The sequence below is a fragment of the Sphingosinithalassobacter sp. LHW66-3 genome (genome assembly GCF_050703275.1).
GTDB lineage: Bacteria > Pseudomonadota > Alphaproteobacteria > Sphingomonadales > Sphingomonadaceae > Sphingomonas.
Map to the genome: position 1 here is coordinate 351,682 of NZ_CP193482.1, position 17,892 is coordinate 369,573.

The following is a 17,892-nucleotide window of genomic DNA, read 5'->3' on the forward strand; positions in this document are numbered from 1 at the left end:
TTGTCGCGTCCTGTTCAGGCGTCGCGCAGGCCCAGTCCGATCGCTGCGCGGGCCTGATCGGCTTCGCTGGAGACGACCGGATAAGCGCAATAATCCGCCGCATAATAGGCGCTGGGCCGGTGATTGCCCGACCAGCCGATGCCGCCGAACGGCGCCGCCGAGCTGGCGCCGTTGGTGGGCTTGTTCCAGTTGACGATGCCGGCCCGGATATTCGCCCAGAACTGGTCGTAGAGCTTGGGTTCCTGGCTGACGAGGCTGGCCGAAAGGCCATAACGGGTGTTGTTCGCCTCGGCGATCGCCGCTTCGAAACTGTCGGTGCGGAACACCTGGAGGATCGGGCCGAATAGCTCGACATCGGGTTTGTCGTTCGCGTCGGTCATGTCGATCAGGCCCGGCGTGAGGAACGGGCGGCCTTCGATCGGGCGCTCCATGTGCCGCAGCGGGCGGCCGCCGCGGGTGGAGAGCGCGAGAAAGCTCTCGGTGAGCATGTCGGCGGTGTCATTGTCGATCACCGGTCCCATGAAGGGAGCGGGATCGGCATGCGGCTCGGCGATGATGAGGCGGCCGATCAGCTTGTTGAGCTCGGTCATCAGCGGATCGAACAGCGTCTGGTCGACGATCAGCCGCCGCGCGGCGGTGCAGCGCTGGCCGGCAGTGGTGAAGGCGGACTGGATGACCAGCACCGCGGCCGAATAGAGATCGGGCGTGCCCCAGACCACGATCGGATTGTTGCCGCCCATTTCGAGCGCGAGGATCTTTTCGGGGCGCGTCGCGAACTGGCGGTTGAGCGCGATGCCGGTGTTCGCCGAACCGGTGAACAGCAGCCCGTCGATATCGGGATGGGCGGCGAGTGCCTTGCCTTCCTCCGCCCCGCCGACGAGCAGGCGCACGCAGCCGTCCGGGATTCCCGACGCATGAAAGCAATCGACCAGGAACGCACCGGTCGCCGGCGTCTTTTCCGACGGCTTGAACACCACGGCGTTGCCGGCGAGCAGCGCGGGAACGATGTGACCGTTCGGCAGGTGCGCCGGGAAGTTGTATGGCCCCAGCACGGCCAGCACACCGTGCGGCTTGTGGCGCAGCGCGAGACGCGTGTTCATCGGCGCGTCGATCCGGCGCTGGCCGGTGCGCTCCGAATAGGCGGCGACCGAGATGTCGACCTTGGCGATGACGCTTTCGACTTCGGTGCGCGCTTCCCACAGCGGCTTGCCGGTTTCGCGCGCGATCAGATCGGTGAAGGCGTCGCTCTTCTGCCGCACCACGTTGGCGAAGCGGCGGAGCGCCTCGATACGATAGGCGAGCGGGCGCGCGGCCCAATCGGCCCAGCTCGCCCGAGCGATCGTCACTTCCGCGTCGGCATCGCCTGCGCGCTGCTTCCACAGCACGGCGCCTGTCGCGGGTTCGGTGGAGATATATTCCTGTCCGGCCATTCTGTTCTGGTGTGGGTGCCCCGGGGTCAGCTGCTCTTGCCCGAAAAAGCTGCGCGACGCCACACCCCCTGACGCTCCCGGCCTAACGCAGCGCAGCGCCCATTCTGCGGACGGCAGCGACCTTGGCGTGGAAAGGTGCCCAGTCGTCGTCACGATCGATCGCGGACCAGATCGATTCGACCTCGTCGATCAGCATCGAGCAGGGTTCCGCATCGGACCAATAGGGATGATCGCGAGGCTTGCGGGCGGTGTATCCTGCCAGCGCGGCGCGCAGGGGCGCGAAGGGCTCTGGATAGCTGTCCGGCAGCCTGCCTGCGAATGCATCGAAGAAGAAGCGGTCGATCGGCGCCTGCGTTTCGTGCAGCGCGGCTTCGAGCGCTTCGATCAGCGCGGTGTCGGCGGCGGAATCGCGCGGCTCCACGCCGAGCCTCCAGAGCATCGCGCGACGTATCGCCTCCTGATAGCGTTCTCCGAAGCGTTCCAGCACCTCGATCAGCGGCGGTGCCTCGCTCACCGTCCGCAGCGCGACGGCGAGCTGCATCGCGTCCCAGTGAATCGCCTCGGGCTGGCGCGCGAAGGCGTAGAGGCCCGCGTGATCGAAATAGGCGGCGGTGAAGCCGGGCTCCCAGCTCGGGGCGAAGCGCCACGGGCCATAGTCGAAGCTTTCGCCGGTGATGTTGATGTTGTCGCTGTTGAGAACGCCATGGACGAACCCTGCCGCCATGTAGCGCGCCGCCAGCTCGGCGGTGCGCGACACGACATGGTCGAGCAGCCGTACTGCGCCGTCGGTGCCCGGCTCCTCGCCATAGAGATGGCGCAGGACATAGGCGATCAGCCGCTCCATCGCCTCGGCGTCGCGATGATAGGCCAGCCGCTGGAAGGTGCCGATGCGGATATGGCCGTGGCTCAGGCGCACGAGCACCGCCGAGCGGGTGGGGGAGGGCTCGTCGCCGCGGTGCAGCGCTTCGCCGGTTTCGATCAGCGAGAAGGATTTGGAGGTCTCGACACCGAGCGCCTCGAGCATTTCGGTGGCGAGCACTTCGCGGACGCCGCCCTTCAGCGTCAGCCGCCCGTCGCCGAATCGGCTGTGCGGCGTCTGGCCCGATCCCTTGGTGCCCAGATCGAGCAGTCGGCCGTGCCCGTCGCGAAGCTGGGCGAAAAGAAAGCCGCGCCCGTCGCCGATTTCGGGATTGTACACGCGGAACTGATGCCCGTGATAGCGGAGCGCCAGCGGCTCGCGCAGAGTGTCCGGCAGCGGCTCGAACCGGCCGAAATGCGCGACCCAGCGCGCATCGCTCAGCTCCCCGAGCCCCACCGCCGGCGACCAGCGATCGTTGCGGAAGCGCAGGAGGGTCTTGGGAAACGCCGCCGCTTCGACGCGATCGTAGAAGGGCTCGCCCAATTCGAGGATCGCCGCTTCGGGCGTGTAGCTGAACGCTTGCGGGGAAAAGGCCATGCAGCGATATGGGGGGCGATGTCCGATCGACGCAACCTGACCGCCTGGGCGGATGGCTATTGGTGGTCCAACGACGGGCTGCGGCTCCACTATCGCGACTATCCGGGCCGCGACGACCGGCCGCCGATCCTGTGCATCCCGGGGCTGACGCGCAACGCGCGCGACTATGAAGCGCTGGCGCAGCGGCACGCGGGCGAATGGCGCGTGATCGTGGTCGAACTGCGCGGGCGCGGGGAGAGCGCCTATGCCAAGGATCCGATGACCTATGTGCCGCTCACCTATCTTCAGGATCTGGAGGCGCTGATCGCCGAGCTGGAGCTCACCCGGTTCGTGGCGGTCGGCACGTCGCTCGGGGGCATCCTGTCGATGCTGCTGGCGTCGACGCATCCCGAGCGGATCGCGGGCGCGGCGCTGAACGACGTGGGCCCCGAGCTCGATCCGGCGGGGCTCGCGCGGATCCGCACCTATGTCGGCAAGCCGATGTGGCATGCCACCTGGGTGCATGCGGCGCGCTCGGTCGCCGAGGCGAATGGCGACGTCTATCCGCACTATGGCATCGAGGACTGGCTGCGGATGGCCAAGCAGCTCTACCGGCTGACTCCGGCCGGGCGGATCGTGCTCGACTATGACATGAAGATCGCCGAGCCGTTCCGGCTCCCGGGGAGTGAGGCGGGGCCGGACATGTGGCGCGCCTATGACGCGCTGAAGGGCAAGCCGCTGCTGCTGGTGCGCGGCGGCCGCTCCGATATCCTGTCCGCGAGCGTCGCCGAGCGCATGGTCGATCGGCTGCCGGGAGCCGAGCTGGTGACGGTGCCCGAGGTCGGCCATGCGCCGACGCTCGAGGAGCAGGAAGCGGCGGCGGGAATCGACCGGCTGCTGGCGAAGGTGGCGGCGGCATAGCCGCCGGTCGGTCGAGGGAACTTCCGTCGCCGCCTGTGCCGCGCTAAGCGCCCGCCATGGCGATCCACATCCTTCACTTGCATTCCACTTTCGATCCGGGCGGCAAGGAGCTGCGCGCGGTGCGGCTGATGAACGCGTTCGGCGACCGTGCCCGGCACACGATCGTTTCGGCAGTGCCCGAAGCGCTGGGTGCGCGCGACTATATCGCCAAGGATATCAACTACGAGATCGCGCAGAATCCGCCGCCGCTCAGCGGCAAGCCCTCGATCAAACGCTATGAGGCGATCGCCGGCTTTCTGCGGCGATTCGATCTGGTGCTGACCTACAACTGGGGCGCGATCGACGGAGTGATGGCGGCGCGCGTCTCCGGCGGCGCGCTGCCGCCGATCGTCCATCACGAGGACGGGTTCAACGAGGACGAGGCACGCGGACTGAACCCGGTGCGCAACATGTATCGCCGGATCGCCTTGCCCGCCGCGAATGCGCTGGTGGTGCCCTCCGAAATGCTCGAGCGGATCGCGCTCGGCACGTGGAAGCAGCCGCGCGAGCGCGTGAAGCGGATCGCGAACGGCATCCCGGTCGCGCGCTATGCCGGCAAGCCCGATCCGCGCGTGCTTCCCGGATTCACGAAAAAGCCGAACGAAGTGGTCGTCGGCACGATTGCGGGCCTGCGCAGCGTGAAGAACCTGCCGCTGCTCGTCCGTGCGGTTGCCGGCGTGACGGCACGGGTGCGGCTGGTGATCGCCGGCGAGGGGCCGGAACGGCAGGCGATCCTCGACGCCGCCGAAGCCAATGCGCTGGAAGACAAGCTGCTGCTGCCCGGCTTCGTCTCCGAGCCGCATCGCTATGTCGGGCTGTTCGACATCTTCGCCCTGTCGTCCAAGAGCGAGCAGGCGCCGATTTCGGTGATGGAAGCGATGGCGGCGGGCCTGCCGGTCGCGTCGACGCCGGTCGGCGACGTTTCGCGCATGGTGGCTCCGGAAAACAGGCAGTACATCAGCCCCGACTGGGCCGAAGTGAACCTGCGCGATTGCATCCAGATGCTCGTCAAACATCCCGAGGAACGCGCCCGGGTGGGCGAGGCGAACCGTGCGCGCGCCCGTGCGTTGTTCGACGAGAGCGTAATGATCGCCGAATATGGAGCGCTGTATAGCGCCGCACTCGGCCGGCCGGGGGCGCTCGGCTAAGGCGAAACCGCTCGCCTCTCAAGAGGCATGCGGCTAGCACAGGCGAAATCGATTGCTGGAGGAAGTGTTTGTTCAAGGGTCTGAAGCCGATCAGCTACGGTGGCCGCGAAGTCTGGCCGCTGGTCGAAGGCGGCAAGGGCGTATCCGCCACCAACCATGCCAGCGCGGGCGCCTGGGCCGCGGCGGGCGGGATCGGCACGGTGAGCGCCGTCAACGCCGACAGCTACGACGCCGAGGGCAAGATCATCCCCCAGGTCTATCGTGCGCTCACGCGGCGCGAGCGGCATGAGGAACTGATCCAATATGCGATCGAAGGCGCGGTCCAGCAGGTGCAGCGCGCCTGGGACATCGCCGGCGGCAAGGGCGCGATCAACATCAACGTGCTGTGGGAAATGGGCGGCGCGCAGCGCGTGCTTCACGGCGTGCTCGAGCGGACGCGTGGGCTGGTCGCGGGCGTGACCTGCGGCGCGGGGATGCCGTACAAGCTCTCCGAGATCGCGACTCAGTATAACGTCAGCTATCTGCCGATCGTCAGCTCGGGCCGCGCGTTCCGCGCGCTCTGGAAGCGCGCCTATTCCAAAGCGCAGGAACTGCTCGGCGCAGTGGTGTACGAGGATCCGTGGCTGGCCGGCGGGCATAACGGGCTTTCGAACGCCGAAGACCCGTTGCAGCCGCAGGATCCCTATCCGCGCGTGAAAGCGCTGCGCGAGGTGATGCGCGAAGGCGGTATCCCGGACGAGGTGCCGATCGTGATGGCGGGCGGCGTCTGGTATCTGCGCGACTGGAACGACTGGATCGACAATCCCGAGCTGGGGCAGATCGCCTTCCAGTTCGGCACCCGCCCGCTGCTGACGCAGGAAAGCCCGATCCCGGAAGCATGGAAGGCGCGGCTGATGACGCTCGACGAGGGCGACGTGCTGCTCCACCGTTTCTCGCCGACCGGCTTCTATTCGAGCGCCGTGCGCAACCCGTTCCTGCGGAGCCTGGAGGCACGCAGCGAGCGCCAGATCCCCTATTCGACCGAGAGCGCAGGCGATCACACCTTCCAGCTCGACGTGGGCGTGAAGGGCAAGAATTTCTGGGTGACGCGCAACGATCTGCTGCGCGCGCGCGAGTGGTTCGGCCTCGGCTATACTTCGGCGCTCAAGACGCCCGACAACACACTCGTGTTCGTCGCCGAGGACGAGAAGGCGGTGATCCGCAAGGATCAGGCCGATTGCATGGGCTGCCTCAGCCAGTGCCAGTTCTCGAGCTGGGCGGACACCGAGACGAATTCGACCGGCCGGCTCGCCGATCCGCGCAGCTTCTGCATCCAGAAGACGCTGCAGGACATCGCCCATGGCGGCGATCCCGAGGAGAATCTGATGTTCGCGGGCCATGCGGCGTTCAATTTCAAGAAGGACCCCTTCTATTCGAACGGGTTCGTGCCGACCGTGAAGCAACTGGTCGACCGCATCCTTACCGGCGATTGATCCGGGGGCGCCGGCGGCAGGCCGGCGCCGGCTAGAGCCAGCCTTCGAGGACCTGATCCGGCGGGCGGTGCCCGTCGGCCCAGACGCGGATGTTGGCGATCACCTTCGCCCCCATGTCCTCGCGCCCCTCGAAGGTGGCCGAGCCCAGATGGGGGAGGAGCACGACGTTGGGCAGCGCGATCAGCCGCGAGTCGACCGCAGGTTCGCCGACATAGACGTCGAGCCCCGCGCCCGCGATGCGGCGGCTTTCGAGCGCCGTCACCAGCGCCTCGGGATCGACGATCTCGCCACGCGCGGTGTTGACCAGCCAGCCCTCGGGACCGAGCAGATCGAGCCGGCGCGCGTCGATCAGCCCTTCGGTTTCCGCCGTGTGCGGCGTGTGGATCGTCAGGATGTCGACCGTGCGGAGCATCGAGTCGAGATCGTCGTGGAAGGTCGCGCCGAGCTGCGCCTCGAGCGTTCCGGGCATCCGGCGGCGGTTGTGATAATGGACCTGGAGACCGAAGGCGCGGGCGCGCTGGGCGACCGCCTCGCCGATCCGGCCCATGCCGAGGATGCCGAGCCGCTTGCCGCCGATCCGGTGTCCGCGCATCGCCGTGGGGGCCCAGCCGGCCCATTCGCCCGAGCGCACCAGCGCATCGCCTTCGACCAGACGGCGCGGCACGGCGAGGATCAGCGCCAGCGTCATGTCGGCAGTGTCCTCGGTGAGCACGCCGGGCGTGTTCGAGACGAGGATGCTGCGGGCGCGCGCGGCGGCGAGATCGATATGATCGACTCCGGCGCCATAGTTGGCGATCAGCCGCAGTCGTTCTCCGGCGCCTTCAATGAGGCCCGCGTCGATCACGTCGGTGACGGTGGGGACCAGCACGTCGGTATCGGCCATGGCGGCGGCGAGCTGCGCGCGCGAGAGCGGCGAATCCTCGCTGCGCGGCACCGCGTCGAACAGCTCGGCCATGCGCACCTCCACCGCTTCGGGCAGCCGCCGAGTCACGGCAACTTTCGGGCGGGAGGGGCGCGCTGTCTGTACCATGATGAGCGGCTTGGCGGGACGAGCCGAAGCAGTCAACGGTTGAAGCCCGCCGCCCCGACACGGTAGACGCGTGGCGAAGGCACGCGAGGGGGTGGCATGCGGATCTCGGGTTGGCTCACGTTCGGTGCCGTCGTGCTGGGACTGGCCGCGGTTTCCTACGACGAGGCGCAGGCGCAGCGCAGCCCGCCCTATTATGCGTCGATCTCGGCCAGCCGGGCGCGGATGCGCACCGGGCCGGGGCGCAACTATCCGGCGATCTGGCTTTATGTGCGCGAGGACCTGCCGATCCGTGTCGTCGACATCTATGGCGACTGGCGCAAGATCGAGGATCCGGACGGCACCCAGGGCTGGATGCAGGTCAATCTGCTGAGCGACACGCGCACCGCGATGGTGGTGGGCGCGACGGTGGAAATGCGCGCGGCCCCGCGGGAGAATGCCCGCATCAACTGGCGTGCGCAGGCGGGCGTGGTCGGCCGGATCAGCAAATGCGGCCGCGGCTGGTGCTGGTTCGACGTGCGCGGGCGCGGCGGCTATGTCGAGCAGACGCGGCTGTGGGGAGTCGATCCGGGCGAGGACGTTCCCTGACGCCGCTCAGAAGCCGGTCCGGAACGGCGCCATGAACCGTTGGCGTCAGCCTCCGGGCGCCGTCCCCGGACGCAGGCACGGCAGGGCATAGGCTACATAATCCACCTTGCCGAGCGGCGCGCCGTGGTGCCGCAGGACGGCATAGGCCGTGTTGAGGTGGAAATAGAATTGCGGCAGCGCCCAGTCGCGGACATAGGCCTCGCCGCTTTCGAAATGAAGATCATCCCCATCGGTAGATCGAGCGCGACTGCGCGCTGTGCGCCGGCATTCATCGCCCCGTGATCCATCGCGCCCAGCATCGTCAGCGTTTCCGCGATCCGCGCCTGCGCGGCGGCGAATGTCCCCGGCGTCTCGCCGGCGGCGGCGCCTTCGTTGCGGATCGCGACAGTCGAGTCCGCGACCGGATCGCCCGCGAGCCGATAGCAGGGCTCGAGCGCCTGGAAACAGGCGAAGCGGACCTGCGACGCCAGCGGGAACATGTCGGGCGCAAGCCGCAGCCCCATCAGCGCATCGGCATCGTCCGCCTCCTCACAGGCCTTGTCGAGCCAGGCAGACAGGCAGCGTAGCGATTGGGCACATCCGGTGAGCAGGAGCGAGCTTGGCGCCATTCCCGCTTCATAGCAGCGGCTATGGCGGTGCCTAGGGCATGTTCGCTTCAGGCGACAGTGGCACCGCCCCGGCCAGGCGCCTCAGCGCAGCATCTCCACGGCCATGGCGGTCGCTTCGCCGCCGCCGATGCACAGCGATGCGAGGCCGTGCTTCTGGCCGGCGCCCTCGAGTGCCGACAGCAGGGTGGTGAGCACCCGCGCGCCGCTGGCGCCGATCGGATGGCCGAGCGCACAGGCGCCGCCATGGATGTTGAGCACGTCGTGCGGGATCGAAAGATCGCGCATCGCGATCATCGCAACAGCGGCGAAGGCCTCGTTGACTTCGAACAGATCGACGTCGCCGATCTCCCACCCCGCCTTTTCGAGCGCCTTGCGCATCGCGAACACCGGCGCGGTGGTGAAGCGCGCGGGCGCATGGGCGTGCGCGGCATGCGCGACGACGCGGGCGACGGGATCGAGCCCGTATTTCTCGGCGATGCTGGCGCGAGTCAGCACCAGTGCGGCGGCGCCGTCGGAGATTGAGGAGGCGTTGGCGGCCGTGATCGTGCCATCCTTGGAAAAGGCCGGCTTGAGCGTGGGAATCCGCGCAACGTCGCCGCGCGAGGGCTGTTCGTCGAGGCTCACGGTGGTGCTGCCCTTGCGGCCCTGCACCTCGACGGGAACGATCTCGCGATCGAACGCGCCCGATTTCTGCGCCTGTTGCGCGCGGGTGAGCGATTCGATCGCATAATCGTCCTGCGCCTCGCGCGTGAACTGATATTCGCGCGCCGTTTCCTCGGCGAAGGCGCCCATCAGCTTGCCGGGCTCATAGGCGTCCTCGAGCCCGTCGAGATACATGTGGTCCTTCAGCACGTCGTGGCCGATCCGGGCCCCGCCGCGGTGGCGCATCGAGAGATAGGGGGCGTTGGTCATGCTCTCCATGCCGCCCGCGATCACGATGTCGGCCGAACCCGCACCAAGCGTATCGGCGGCCATGATCGCCGCCTGCATCCCCGATCCGCACATCTTGTTGACCGTCGTGCCTTCGATATGATCGGGCAGGCCGGCGCGGATCGCCGCCTGGCGGGCGGGGGCCTGGCCGAGGCCGGCGGGCAGCACGCAGCCCATGTAGATCCGGTCCACCGCCTCGCCCTTCAGACCCGCGCGCTCGACCGCCGCGCCGACCGCCGTCGCGCCGAGATCGGTGGCGCTGGCGCCGGTGAGGCAGCCCTGAAAGCTGCCCATGGGCGTGCGGGCATAGGAAGCGATGACGACGGGATCGGTGGACATGTTTGCTCCTTCGCGGGTTTGCACGCGATCTAGGGACGTCGGGGCCGGTTTGCAAAAGCCGCTCGGCGCCCGCATGAACGATGCGAAAGGGTTCCGATGCCGCTCGTCGAAATACTCAAATGGTTTGCCTCGATCAGCGGAATGATCGCCGCTTTCATGGTGTCTCTCGACCTCGGCCGCCGAGTCATCGGCTTCGGCTTTCTGTTGTTCGTCGCTTCCAGCATCGCCTGGATCGCGGGTGCGCTCCTTTCGGACGATCCGCCGCTGCTGTCGCAGAATCTGGTGCTGTTCGCGATCAACATCTTCGGAGTCTATCGCTATCTGATCCGCAAGAAGCCGCCGCACGCCGATGGATGAGGCAATTGCCTGGCCGCTTCTGCTCGGCGTGCTGGGGCTGGTGTTCGGCAGTTTCATCGCGACGGTGGCGATCCGCTGGCCCCAAGGGCGTTCGGCGCTTTCCGGACGATCGATGTGCGACGCGTGCGGCGCGACGCTGAACGCACGCGAGCTGGTGCCGGTGGCGAGCTATCTGGTGCAGCGCGGGCGCTGTCGCAGCTGCGGCGCCGCAATCGCGCCCGGTCATCTGATGGTCGAGCTTGCCGGCGGCGCGATCGGCATCGCCGCGGGGATGCTCGCGCCCGGATGGGAAGGAGCGGCGGGGGCGCTCTTCGGCTGGCTGCTGCTCGCGCTGGGGACGATCGACCTCGCCGCCTTCTGGCTTCCGAACGAGCTCACCGGCGCGCTTGCGCTTGGCGGGGTCGCCACCGGGCTGCTGCACCTGCCTCCGCATGGACCGCCGCTCGATGCCCGGCTGCTCGGCGGCGCTGCGGGCTATGCGTCGCTCCAGATCGTACGGCTCGCCTATCGCGCGCTGCGGCGACGCGAGGGGCTGGGGGGAGGCGACCCGAAGCTGTTCGGCGCGATCGGATTGTGGCTGGGCTGGCAGGCGCTGGCGCCGGTATTGCTGATCGCGTGCCTGATCGGTCTGGCCGCGGTGCTTGCGTTTCGGCTCGGCGGGCGCAGGATGCGTTCGACCGATCGCGTGCCGCTGGGCGTGCTGCTGGCGATTTCGGCGTGGACGTTTTGGGTCGGCACGACGCTGGACTATGCAACAAGGCCCGCAGGGCCGGTGATCCTGCTGGTCCCACAGAGGGAAGTGCGATGAAGGACATTCTCGAGCGGCAGCGCGCCGCCTTCGATGCGGAGCTGCCGGTAACGCTGGAGGTCCGCAAGGATCGGCTCGCGCGGGCGATCGCGATGGTGCGCGACAATGCCGGGCGCTTCTGCGAGGCGCTGTCGGAGGATTTCGGCCATCGCAGCCGCGAGCAATCGATGATCACCGACATCGCCGCCTCGGTGGCGCCGCTGGCGCATGCGCGCAAGCATCTGGAGAAATGGGCGAAGCGCGACAAGAAGCCGGTGCTCTTCCCGCTCAGCCTGTTCGGGGCCAGGGCATGGGTGGAATATCAGCCCAAGGGCGTGGTCGGGGTGATCGCGCCGTGGAATTTTCCCGTCAATCTGGTGATGAGCCCGCTCGCCGGAGTATTGGCCGCGGGCAATCGGGCGATGGTCAAGACGTCCGAATTCACGCCGGTCGTCGCGGCATTGTTCGAGGAGCTGCGCCCGAGCTATTTCGCCGAGGAGGAACTGGCGTTCGTGAGCGGCGGCCCCGAGGTGGGCAAGGCGTTCGCCGAGCTGCCGTTCGATCATCTGCTCTTCACCGGCGCGACCGGCATCGGCCGCCATATCCTGCACGCCGCGGCCGACAATCTGACGCCGGTGACGCTCGAACTGGGCGGCAAGTCGCCGGTGCTGCTCGGCCGCTCGGCCGATGTCGACAAGGCGACCGAGCGAGTCGTGACCGGCAAGATGATGAACGCCGGGCAGATCTGCCTCGCGCCCGACTACATGCTGGTGCCGGCAGAGCGCGAGGCCGCAGTGGTGAAAGGGCTGAAGGCGGCGGCCGCGCGGCAATATCCGACGCTGCTGGCGAACCCGGACTATACCGCGATCATCAACGATCGCCATTTCGAGCGGCTGAGCGGCTGGATCGACGACGCGCGGGCGAAAGGCGCCGAGATCGTGACGGTAAACCCCGGCGGTGAGGATTTCGGTGCCTCCAACGCGCGCAAGATGCCGCTCACCATCATCCGCAACGCGACCGACGAGATGACGGTGATGCAGGAGGAACTGTTCGGCCCGGTGCTGCCGGTGCGGACCTATGAGCATGTCGACGGGGCGATCGGCGAAGTGAACCGTCGCGATCGGCCGCTTGCGCTCTATTACTTCGGAAGCGATTCGGACGAGGAGCGGCGCGTGCTCGATCGCACGATTTCCGGCGGAGTGACGCTGAACGACGTGATCTTCCACGTCAGCCAGGAGGAGCTGCCGTTCGGCGGGATCGGCCCGTCCGGCATGGGCGCCTATCACGGTGAGGCGGGCTTTCGCACGTTCAGCCACGCGCGCAGCCTCTACCGCCAGCCGAAGGTGGATGTCGCGAAGCTGGCGGGAATGAAGCCGCCCTATGGCAAGGCGACGCAGGCGACGATCAAGCGCCAGATGAAAGGCTGAGAGCGGAAGCGGCGCGCGGACACAGCAGGGGCCGAGCGCAAAAAAATGGGCGACCCGAGGGCCGCCCTTTGAAAAGTTTAGGAGAGGATGCCTGAAAGGCACGGCTCTTGTGCGCCGCAGCACGCGATGTTGCAAGTGCGAAGAAATGCTGGTGCCGTTGCATTTTTTGCAACTCAAGGATCGGGCGCGGGTTCGATGCGGTAGTGGATCGGCTTGAAGCTGCCGCCGTTCGAATCGGGCGCCGAACAGGCAGTGAGGCCGATCACCAGATCCATCGCGGCGCGCAGCTTGATGTGATCGCCCGCCTTGCTGAGCGGCGGCAATACGCGCAGCCGCCCGGTCTCGCCGTCGATGGGCACGTTCATGAAGCAGTTGAACGCGACCGGGATACGATCGCGGGCGACGCCATAGGGCTCCAGCGCCTCGGCCAGATTGCCGAAGCAGCCCCGGTGCGGCGGCCGGTCCGGATAGAAGTGGTGGAACGTATCGACCGAGCAGGGGGTCAGCAGGAAATCGTGCATGCCGACCGTGTCCTCGACGATCTCGAGGAGCACGTTCGAGCGGTTCGAATAGAGGCTGTGGCCGGTGGTGAGCCGGATCGTCTCGGCATAGTCGAGGGTGCGCCCGGACGAGATCACTTCGTCCATGTCGTCGGCGTTGAACGCGAGGAGATCGGCGACCTGTTCGCCCTTCGGATCGATCACCACCAGCGTTTCGCCGCGCGCGAGCCGGAACGCAGTGCCGCTCCGCTCCGCAATCACTTGGGTGTCGATGACGTGTCTCCCGCATAATGAAAGGGGCAGGACCATTCCGATCCGACCTGGCGGCCGCTGTACTGGCGCGCCTCGCTCAGCTCGCCGTGCCGCGCGAGCATCGGATTGCGCGAGCCGGCAAGTGCCTCGTCACGCACCAGGATCTTTTCGCGCATGCCTTCATATTTGCCTTCGGCGCGCAGCGTTTCGAACTGGTCATGCAGGTTGAAGACCATCGCCGGACGATCGAACCGGCGGGCAGGGCGGCTGGCATTCGGGTGCAGGCCGACGATGAAGAAGGCCTCGCCGCCGAAGCTCAGCGAGAAATGCGGATTCTCCGGATCCGCGCTCACGCGGGGGTCATATTTCTGGCCGCGCCAGACGTCTTTGTCCGACAGCGACTGGACGCGTTTCCACAGCGCGGTCTCGAACGCAGCTTCATCCAAGTTGCCGGGGCCTTCGAAGATGACCGCGAAGCTGCGGAACAGCGTCCTGTCGCGTGCATATTCCTGCGCGAAGTGAAGCAGCCGGTCATGGATGCGGACATCGTCCCAGGCGCTGTCGATCCGGTTGCAGGCGAGCACCTCGAGCGTGCCGCGTGCCAGCGCCGCCTTGGCGCCGACGCAGGGGAATTCGGCGGCCCGAACGTGTTCGAACAACATCGTCTGCAGTCGATCCTGCGCTTCGTGTTTCCAGGAATACATGGGGTTGCTCGCGGCTAATGGTCTGTTTTTGTTCGGTCTCTACCGTGCCTCTACTACGTACGAGCAGGGCTCCGGGTTCCCGCCCGTAACCGGGCTGTTGTGCGTTGCGCACCGCTCGGCGTACCAAGGAAGCCATGGCCGACACGCTGAAGCTCGACGCGTTTCTTCCCTATCGCCTGTCGATCGCGTCGAACCGCGTGTCGAACGCGATCGCCACCACCTATCAGGCGCTGTTCGGGCTGCGTATTCCCGAATGGCGGCTCGTGGCGGTGCTCGCCGAGGGCGGCGCGATGACGCAACAGGCGCTCGGCGCCCGGACGCATATGGACAAGGTGACGGTGAGCCGGGCCGCGATCGCGCTGGGCGACCGGGGCCTCGTAACGCGCGCGCCCAACCCGGCCGACCAGCGCTCGCACCTGCTGACGCTCAGCGAGGCCGGCTGGCAGCTCTATCGCGAGATCGCGCCCAAGGCGCTCGAGCTGGAACGGCAGATCTTCGAGGCGTTCAGCGCCGAGGAGCTTGGACGGTTGCGCCAGATGCTCGAGCGGCTGGAGGCCGCTGCGGCAGCGGTGGAGCCCGCCCGGGGTTGATCGGCGGAGCCTCGCTGGCGTAAGCGCGTTCCGCCCTCCCCAGGCCGAAAAGATGCAAAGCCGAACAGGAGGACCCATGCCCGCAACTGTCGATCGCGCCACCCTGAAGGTCGCCAGGCCGCTCGCCGAGTTCATCGAAGGGCAGGTGCTGCCCGGGCTCGACTTCGGCGCCGAGGACTTCTGGAACGGCGCCGCGGCGATCTTCGAGCGCTTCGTGCCCGAGAACCGCGCGCTGCTCGCCACGCGCGAGGCGCTGCAGGCGAAGATCGATGGCTGGAGCGCGCAGGACCCGCAGCGCGCGGCCGATCCGAAGGCGCAGGAGGCGTTCCTGCGCGAGATCGGCTATCTGGTGCCCGAGCCCGAGCCGTTCGGCATCGGCACGAAGAATGTCGATGCCGAGATCGCCACGATGGCGGGTCCGCAGCTCGTCGTCCCCGTGCTCAACGCGCGCTTCGTGCTCAACGCCGCCAATGCGCGCTGGGGAAGCCTGTACGACGCCTTCTACGGCACCGATGCGCTTCCCGGCACGGCGAAGCCGGGCGGCTATGACCCCGAGCGCGGCGCGCAGGTGATCGCCCGCGCCAAGGCGTTCCTCGACGAGGCGGTGTCGCTCAAGGGCATGTCCTGGAGCGATTTCCGCAGCGGCGACCTGCCGCTTGCCGATCCGGGCCAATTCGTGGGGCAGCGCGGAGAATCGCTGCTGTTCCGGCACAACGGCTTGCACATCGAAGTGACGATCGATCGCGACCATCCGATCGGCAAGGACGACCCGGCGGGCATCGCCGACGTGCTGCTCGAAGCGGCGATCACCACCATCGTCGATCTCGAGGATTCGGTCGCGGCGGTCGATGCCGAGGACAAGGCGGCCGCCTATGCCAACTGGCTGGGGCTGATGCGCGGCGATCTGGAGGAGACGTTCGAGAAGGGCGGACGCAGCGTGACGCGGCGGCTCGCCGAGGACCGGACCTACGCCCGGCCCGACGGAACCGAATTCACGCTTCCCGGCCGCTCGCTGCTGTTCGTGCGCAACGTCGGCCATTTGATGACGACGCCGGCGGTGACGCTTGCCGATGGTGGCGAGGCGCCCGAGGGTATTCTCGACGCGATCGTCACCAGCCTGATCGGCCTCTACGATCTTCGCGGCCTCGGCAAGCGGCGCAACAGCCGCACGGGCAGCATCTATATCGTGAAGCCGAAGATGCACGGACCCCAAGAGGCGGGCTTCACCAATCGGCTGTTCGATGCCGTCGAGGATCTGCTGGGGCTCGAACGCCACACGGTGAAAGTGGGCGTGATGGACGAGGAGCGGCGCACCTCGGCCAATCTCGCCGCGTGCATCCATGCGGTGAAGGATCGCATCGTCTTCATCAACACCGGCTTCCTCGACCGCACCGGCGACGAGATCCACACCAGCATGCGCGCCGGCCCGATGATTCCGAAGGGCGAGATGAAGGCCGCAGCCTGGATCCAGGCCTATGAGGACCGCAACGTGCGGATCGGCCTGGCCTGCGGGCTTTCGGGCAAGGCGCAGATCGGCAAGGGCATGTGGGCCGCGCCCGATCGCATGGCCGACATGATGGACGCCAAGATCGGCCACCCCAGATCGGGCGCGAACACGGCATGGGTGCCGAGCCCGACTGCGGCGACGCTGCATGCGCTGCACTATCATCAGGTCGATGTGTTCGCGCGGCAGAAGGAGATCGCGGGCGAGGCGGTGCCGGGGCTGGAGCCGCTGCTCACCGTGCCGCTGGCGCTCGGGCGCAACTGGACGCCGGAGAAAGTAGCACGCGAGCTCGACAACAATGCGCAGGGCATCCTCGGCTATGTCGTCCGCTGGATCGATCAGGGCGTCGGCTGTTCGAAGGTGCCCGACATCAACGATATCGGGCTGATGGAAGACCGCGCGACGCTGCGCATCTCCTCGCAGCACATGGCGAACTGGCTGCTGCACGGCGTGGCCACCGCCGGGGATGTCGAGGCGGCGCTTCGGCGCATGGCCGCGAAAGTCGATGCGCAGAATTCGGGCGATCCCGCCTATCGCCCGATGGCCGGACACGAGGACGAAAGCCTGGCGTTCCAGGCCGCCCGCGCGCTGGTGTTCGAGGGGGTGGCGCAGCCCAACGGCTATACCGAGCCGCTGCTCCACAAGTTCCGCGCGCGGCTGAAGGCGGAGGGCTGAGGCCCCCCGTCAGTATTTGTCGCGGCGGGGCTTGTGCTGGCGCTTGCTGGGCAGCGTGTCTGCCATGGTGGCGCCGCGCTGGCCCCGCGGACGCGGCGGGCCGGTGGTCGAATCGGCGCTGGTCTGCCGTTCGGCCTCGGCATTGATCTCGGCGCCGATCAGCACCGCATAGGCCGAGACATAAAGCCACATCAGCAGCACGACGACGGCGCCCAGCGCGCCATAGGTGGCGTTGTAGTTGGCGAAATTGGCAGTGTAGACGCCGAGCAGCAGCGTGGCGAGCAGCCACAGCACCGTCGCGGCGACCGAGCCGATCGAAAGCCACTGCCAGCGGGCGTCGGCGCGATCGGGGCCGTAGCGGTACATCGCCGCGAAGCCCGCGCTGGCGATCGCCGCCGCCAGCAGCCAGGTGACGATCTGGACCGCCAGCACGCCGGCACCGCCGAGCGAGCCGACCGCGCCGCGCAGATAGCCGAGCGCACCGGCGGAAAAGAGGCCGACCAACGCCGCCAGGATGGCGCCCACCGTGATGGCGGCGGCGGTCAGCGTCGTCTTGATGATGTTGCGGCCTTCCTCTTCCTCATAGATCACGTTGAGCGCCTGCATCACGGCCTTGGAGGCGCGCGTCGCGCCATAGATCGACACCAGCAGCGCGATCGCGAGACCGAGCCCCGCTTCCGACGAGGCGGTGCTGGTGACGCTGAGCAACTGATCCTGGATCAACCCGGCGGCATCCGCGGGCACCGCTTCGATGATCGTTTCCATATGGCGGGCGACCGCCGCGGGATCGGCGAACAGGCCATAGGTCATGACGATCGCGCCGAGCAGCGGAACGAAGGAAAGAAAAGCGTAGAACGCCACGCCCGCGGCCATCAGCGAGAGATTGTGATAGCCGTTCATCGAATAGACGCGCGACAGGACGGACTTCCACGCCCGCCAGGGATGTTCCCACGGATGCCGGGACTCGGATCCGGGGTGCGTCGCGGGGGGCGGAGCGGTGGTGTCGGTCATCATGCGTCCCTGATTAGCGTCACGCCGGTCAACGCGGCCTGATGCGGAAGGGATGCATCCTGCTGTCGATACGAAGGATTTCTTGCCGCACCGTAGCTGCCGGGGGGGAGCCAAACGCGACTTTGGTCGTTACGGAGGCGAGAGGGCC

General features: G+C 67.5%; 17 protein-coding genes and 1 pseudogene. 9 read left to right on the forward strand and 9 right to left on the reverse strand.

Annotation, left to right across the window (positions count from 1 at the left end):
* Window positions 1–14: 14 nt before the first annotated feature.
* A complete protein-coding gene (astD, locus tag ACQ450_RS01660) occupies window positions 15–1,430 on the reverse strand; it encodes a succinylglutamate-semialdehyde dehydrogenase (RefSeq protein WP_431470245.1) in 1,416 nt (471 codons plus the stop codon).
* An 82-nt stretch (window positions 1,431–1,512) separates the two neighbouring features.
* Window positions 1,513–2,886: a protein adenylyltransferase SelO family protein gene (locus ACQ450_RS01665; RefSeq protein WP_431470246.1), complete on the reverse strand. Its 1,374-nt coding sequence runs from the start codon at window positions 2,884–2,886 to the stop codon at window positions 1,513–1,515.
* 18 nt (window positions 2,887–2,904) lie between these two features.
* Here ACQ450_RS01665 and ACQ450_RS01670 point away from each other — a divergent pair, with 18 nt between their 5' ends.
* The 3 genes from ACQ450_RS01670 to ACQ450_RS01680 all read left to right on the forward strand — a co-directional run bounded on the left by ACQ450_RS01670 (window position 2,905) and on the right by ACQ450_RS01680 (window position 6,445).
* Entirely contained in the window at window positions 2,905–3,786 is an 882-nt protein-coding gene (locus ACQ450_RS01670) for an alpha/beta fold hydrolase (protein WP_431470247.1), read from the forward strand.
* Between the two features lie 56 nt (window positions 3,787–3,842).
* On the forward strand, window positions 3,843–4,973 hold the full coding sequence (locus ACQ450_RS01675) for a glycosyltransferase family 4 protein (RefSeq protein WP_431470248.1): 1,131 nt from the start codon (window positions 3,843–3,845) through the stop codon (window positions 4,971–4,973).
* 68 nt (window positions 4,974–5,041) lie between these two features.
* On the forward strand, window positions 5,042–6,445 hold the full coding sequence (locus tag ACQ450_RS01680) for an NAD(P)H-dependent flavin oxidoreductase (RefSeq protein ID WP_431470249.1): 1,404 nt from the start codon (window positions 5,042–5,044) through the stop codon (window positions 6,443–6,445).
* A gap of 31 nt (window positions 6,446–6,476) precedes the next feature.
* On the opposite strand, the gene ACQ450_RS01685 is transcribed toward ACQ450_RS01680, so the two are convergent.
* Entirely contained in the window at window positions 6,477–7,475 is a 999-nt protein-coding gene (locus ACQ450_RS01685; protein WP_431470250.1) for a 2-hydroxyacid dehydrogenase, read from the reverse strand.
* Between the two features lie 96 nt (window positions 7,476–7,571).
* Here ACQ450_RS01685 and ACQ450_RS01690 point away from each other — a divergent pair, with 96 nt between their 5' ends.
* Window positions 7,572–8,060, forward strand: a complete 489-nt coding sequence (locus ACQ450_RS01690; protein ID WP_431470251.1) for an SH3 domain-containing protein — start codon at window positions 7,572–7,574, stop codon at window positions 8,058–8,060.
* A gap of 45 nt (window positions 8,061–8,105) precedes the next feature.
* Here the strand turns inward: ACQ450_RS01690 and ACQ450_RS01695 are convergent, their stop codons facing one another.
* The 3 genes and pseudogenes from ACQ450_RS01695 to ACQ450_RS01705 form a co-directional block, all read right to left on the reverse strand.
* On the reverse strand, window positions 8,106–8,399 hold the full coding sequence (locus ACQ450_RS01695; RefSeq protein ID WP_431471256.1) for a DUF1993 family protein: 294 nt from the start codon (window positions 8,397–8,399) through the stop codon (window positions 8,106–8,108).
* A pseudogene (locus ACQ450_RS01700) lies at window positions 8,342–8,668 on the reverse strand (DUF1993 family protein); the annotation flags it as partial. The gene ACQ450_RS01695 and the pseudogene ACQ450_RS01700, both read right to left, overlap by 58 nt.
* Window positions 8,669–8,749: 81 nt before the next feature.
* A complete protein-coding gene (locus tag ACQ450_RS01705; RefSeq protein WP_431470252.1) occupies window positions 8,750–9,937 on the reverse strand; it encodes an acetyl-CoA C-acyltransferase in 1,188 nt (395 codons plus the stop codon).
* A 96-nt stretch (window positions 9,938–10,033) separates the two neighbouring features.
* On the opposite strand from ACQ450_RS01705, the gene ACQ450_RS01710 reads away from it, so the two are divergent.
* From ACQ450_RS01710 to ACQ450_RS01720, 3 genes are read left to right on the forward strand one after another with little or no spacing between them, the layout of a single operon-like run.
* Window positions 10,034–10,294: a hypothetical protein gene (locus ACQ450_RS01710; RefSeq protein ID WP_188054821.1), complete on the forward strand. Its 261-nt coding sequence runs from the start codon at window positions 10,034–10,036 to the stop codon at window positions 10,292–10,294.
* The gene (locus tag ACQ450_RS01715) at window positions 10,287–11,102 is read left to right on the forward strand and encodes a prepilin peptidase (RefSeq protein WP_431470253.1); all 816 of its coding nucleotides are present in this window, start codon (window positions 10,287–10,289) and stop codon (window positions 11,100–11,102) included. Before ACQ450_RS01710 ends, ACQ450_RS01715 begins: the two co-directional genes overlap by 8 nt.
* The gene (locus tag ACQ450_RS01720; RefSeq protein WP_431470254.1) at window positions 11,099–12,508 is read left to right on the forward strand and encodes a coniferyl aldehyde dehydrogenase; all 1,410 of its coding nucleotides are present in this window, start codon (window positions 11,099–11,101) and stop codon (window positions 12,506–12,508) included. The genes ACQ450_RS01715 and ACQ450_RS01720 overlap by 4 nt, the downstream gene beginning before the upstream one ends.
* A 173-nt stretch (window positions 12,509–12,681) precedes the next feature.
* On the opposite strand, the gene ACQ450_RS01725 is transcribed toward ACQ450_RS01720, so the two are convergent.
* Both ACQ450_RS01725 and gntA read right to left on the reverse strand, forming a co-directional pair.
* On the reverse strand, window positions 12,682–13,317 hold the full coding sequence (locus tag ACQ450_RS01725; protein WP_431470255.1) for a DUF1989 domain-containing protein: 636 nt from the start codon (window positions 13,315–13,317) through the stop codon (window positions 12,682–12,684).
* Window positions 13,266–13,964 carry a guanitoxin biosynthesis heme-dependent pre-guanitoxin N-hydroxylase GntA gene (gene gntA, locus ACQ450_RS01730; protein ID WP_431470256.1) on the reverse strand — a complete coding sequence of 233 codons (699 nt, stop codon included), beginning with the start codon at window positions 13,962–13,964 and terminating at the stop codon, window positions 13,266–13,268. Before gntA ends, ACQ450_RS01725 begins: the two co-directional genes overlap by 52 nt.
* Window positions 13,965–14,098: 134 nt before the next feature.
* Here gntA and ACQ450_RS01735 point away from each other — a divergent pair, with 134 nt between their 5' ends.
* Both ACQ450_RS01735 and ACQ450_RS01740 read left to right on the forward strand, forming a co-directional pair.
* Window positions 14,099–14,554, forward strand: coding sequence for a MarR family winged helix-turn-helix transcriptional regulator (locus ACQ450_RS01735; RefSeq protein ID WP_431470257.1), 456 nt, complete (start codon window positions 14,099–14,101; stop codon window positions 14,552–14,554).
* A gap of 76 nt (window positions 14,555–14,630) precedes the next feature.
* A complete protein-coding gene (locus tag ACQ450_RS01740; RefSeq protein ID WP_431470258.1) occupies window positions 14,631–16,733 on the forward strand; it encodes a malate synthase G in 2,103 nt (700 codons plus the stop codon).
* Window positions 16,734–16,742: 9 nt separating this feature from the next.
* On the opposite strand, the gene ACQ450_RS01745 is transcribed toward ACQ450_RS01740, so the two are convergent.
* Window positions 16,743–17,747, reverse strand: a complete 1,005-nt coding sequence (locus ACQ450_RS01745) for a YihY/virulence factor BrkB family protein (protein ID WP_262503948.1) — start codon at window positions 17,745–17,747, stop codon at window positions 16,743–16,745.
* Window positions 17,748–17,892: the final 145 nt, after the last annotated feature.

Bases quoted from the DNA above. Each gene is read 5' to 3' on its own strand.
- astD (WP_431470245.1), bottom strand. From the start codon at position 1,430: ATGGCCGGACAGGAATATATCTCCACCGAACCCGCGACAGGCGCCGTG.
- ACQ450_RS01665 (WP_431470246.1), bottom strand. From the start codon at position 2,886: ATGGCCTTTTCCCCGCAAGCGTTCAGCTACACGCCCGAAGCGGCGATC.
- ACQ450_RS01670 (WP_431470247.1), top strand. From the start codon at position 2,905: ATGTCCGATCGACGCAACCTGACCGCCTGGGCGGATGGCTATTGGTGG.
- ACQ450_RS01675 (WP_431470248.1), top strand. From the start codon at position 3,843: ATGGCGATCCACATCCTTCACTTGCATTCCACTTTCGATCCGGGCGGC.
- ACQ450_RS01685 (WP_431470250.1), bottom strand. From the start codon at position 7,475: ATGGTACAGACAGCGCGCCCCTCCCGCCCGAAAGTTGCCGTGACTCGG.
- ACQ450_RS01690 (WP_431470251.1), top strand. From the start codon at position 7,572: ATGCGGATCTCGGGTTGGCTCACGTTCGGTGCCGTCGTGCTGGGACTG.
- ACQ450_RS01705 (WP_431470252.1), bottom strand. From the start codon at position 9,937: ATGTCCACCGATCCCGTCGTCATCGCTTCCTATGCCCGCACGCCCATG.
- ACQ450_RS01710 (WP_188054821.1), top strand. From the start codon at position 10,034: ATGCCGCTCGTCGAAATACTCAAATGGTTTGCCTCGATCAGCGGAATG.
- ACQ450_RS01715 (WP_431470253.1), top strand. From the start codon at position 10,287: ATGGATGAGGCAATTGCCTGGCCGCTTCTGCTCGGCGTGCTGGGGCTG.
- ACQ450_RS01720 (WP_431470254.1), top strand. From the start codon at position 11,099: ATGAAGGACATTCTCGAGCGGCAGCGCGCCGCCTTCGATGCGGAGCTG.
- ACQ450_RS01725 (WP_431470255.1), bottom strand. From the start codon at position 13,317: ATGGTCCTGCCCCTTTCATTATGCGGGAGACACGTCATCGACACCCAA.
- gntA (WP_431470256.1), bottom strand. From the start codon at position 13,964: ATGTATTCCTGGAAACACGAAGCGCAGGATCGACTGCAGACGATGTTG.
- ACQ450_RS01735 (WP_431470257.1), top strand. From the start codon at position 14,099: ATGGCCGACACGCTGAAGCTCGACGCGTTTCTTCCCTATCGCCTGTCG.
- ACQ450_RS01740 (WP_431470258.1), top strand. From the start codon at position 14,631: ATGCCCGCAACTGTCGATCGCGCCACCCTGAAGGTCGCCAGGCCGCTC.
- ACQ450_RS01745 (WP_262503948.1), bottom strand. From the start codon at position 17,747: ATGATGACCGACACCACCGCTCCGCCCCCCGCGACGCACCCCGGATCC.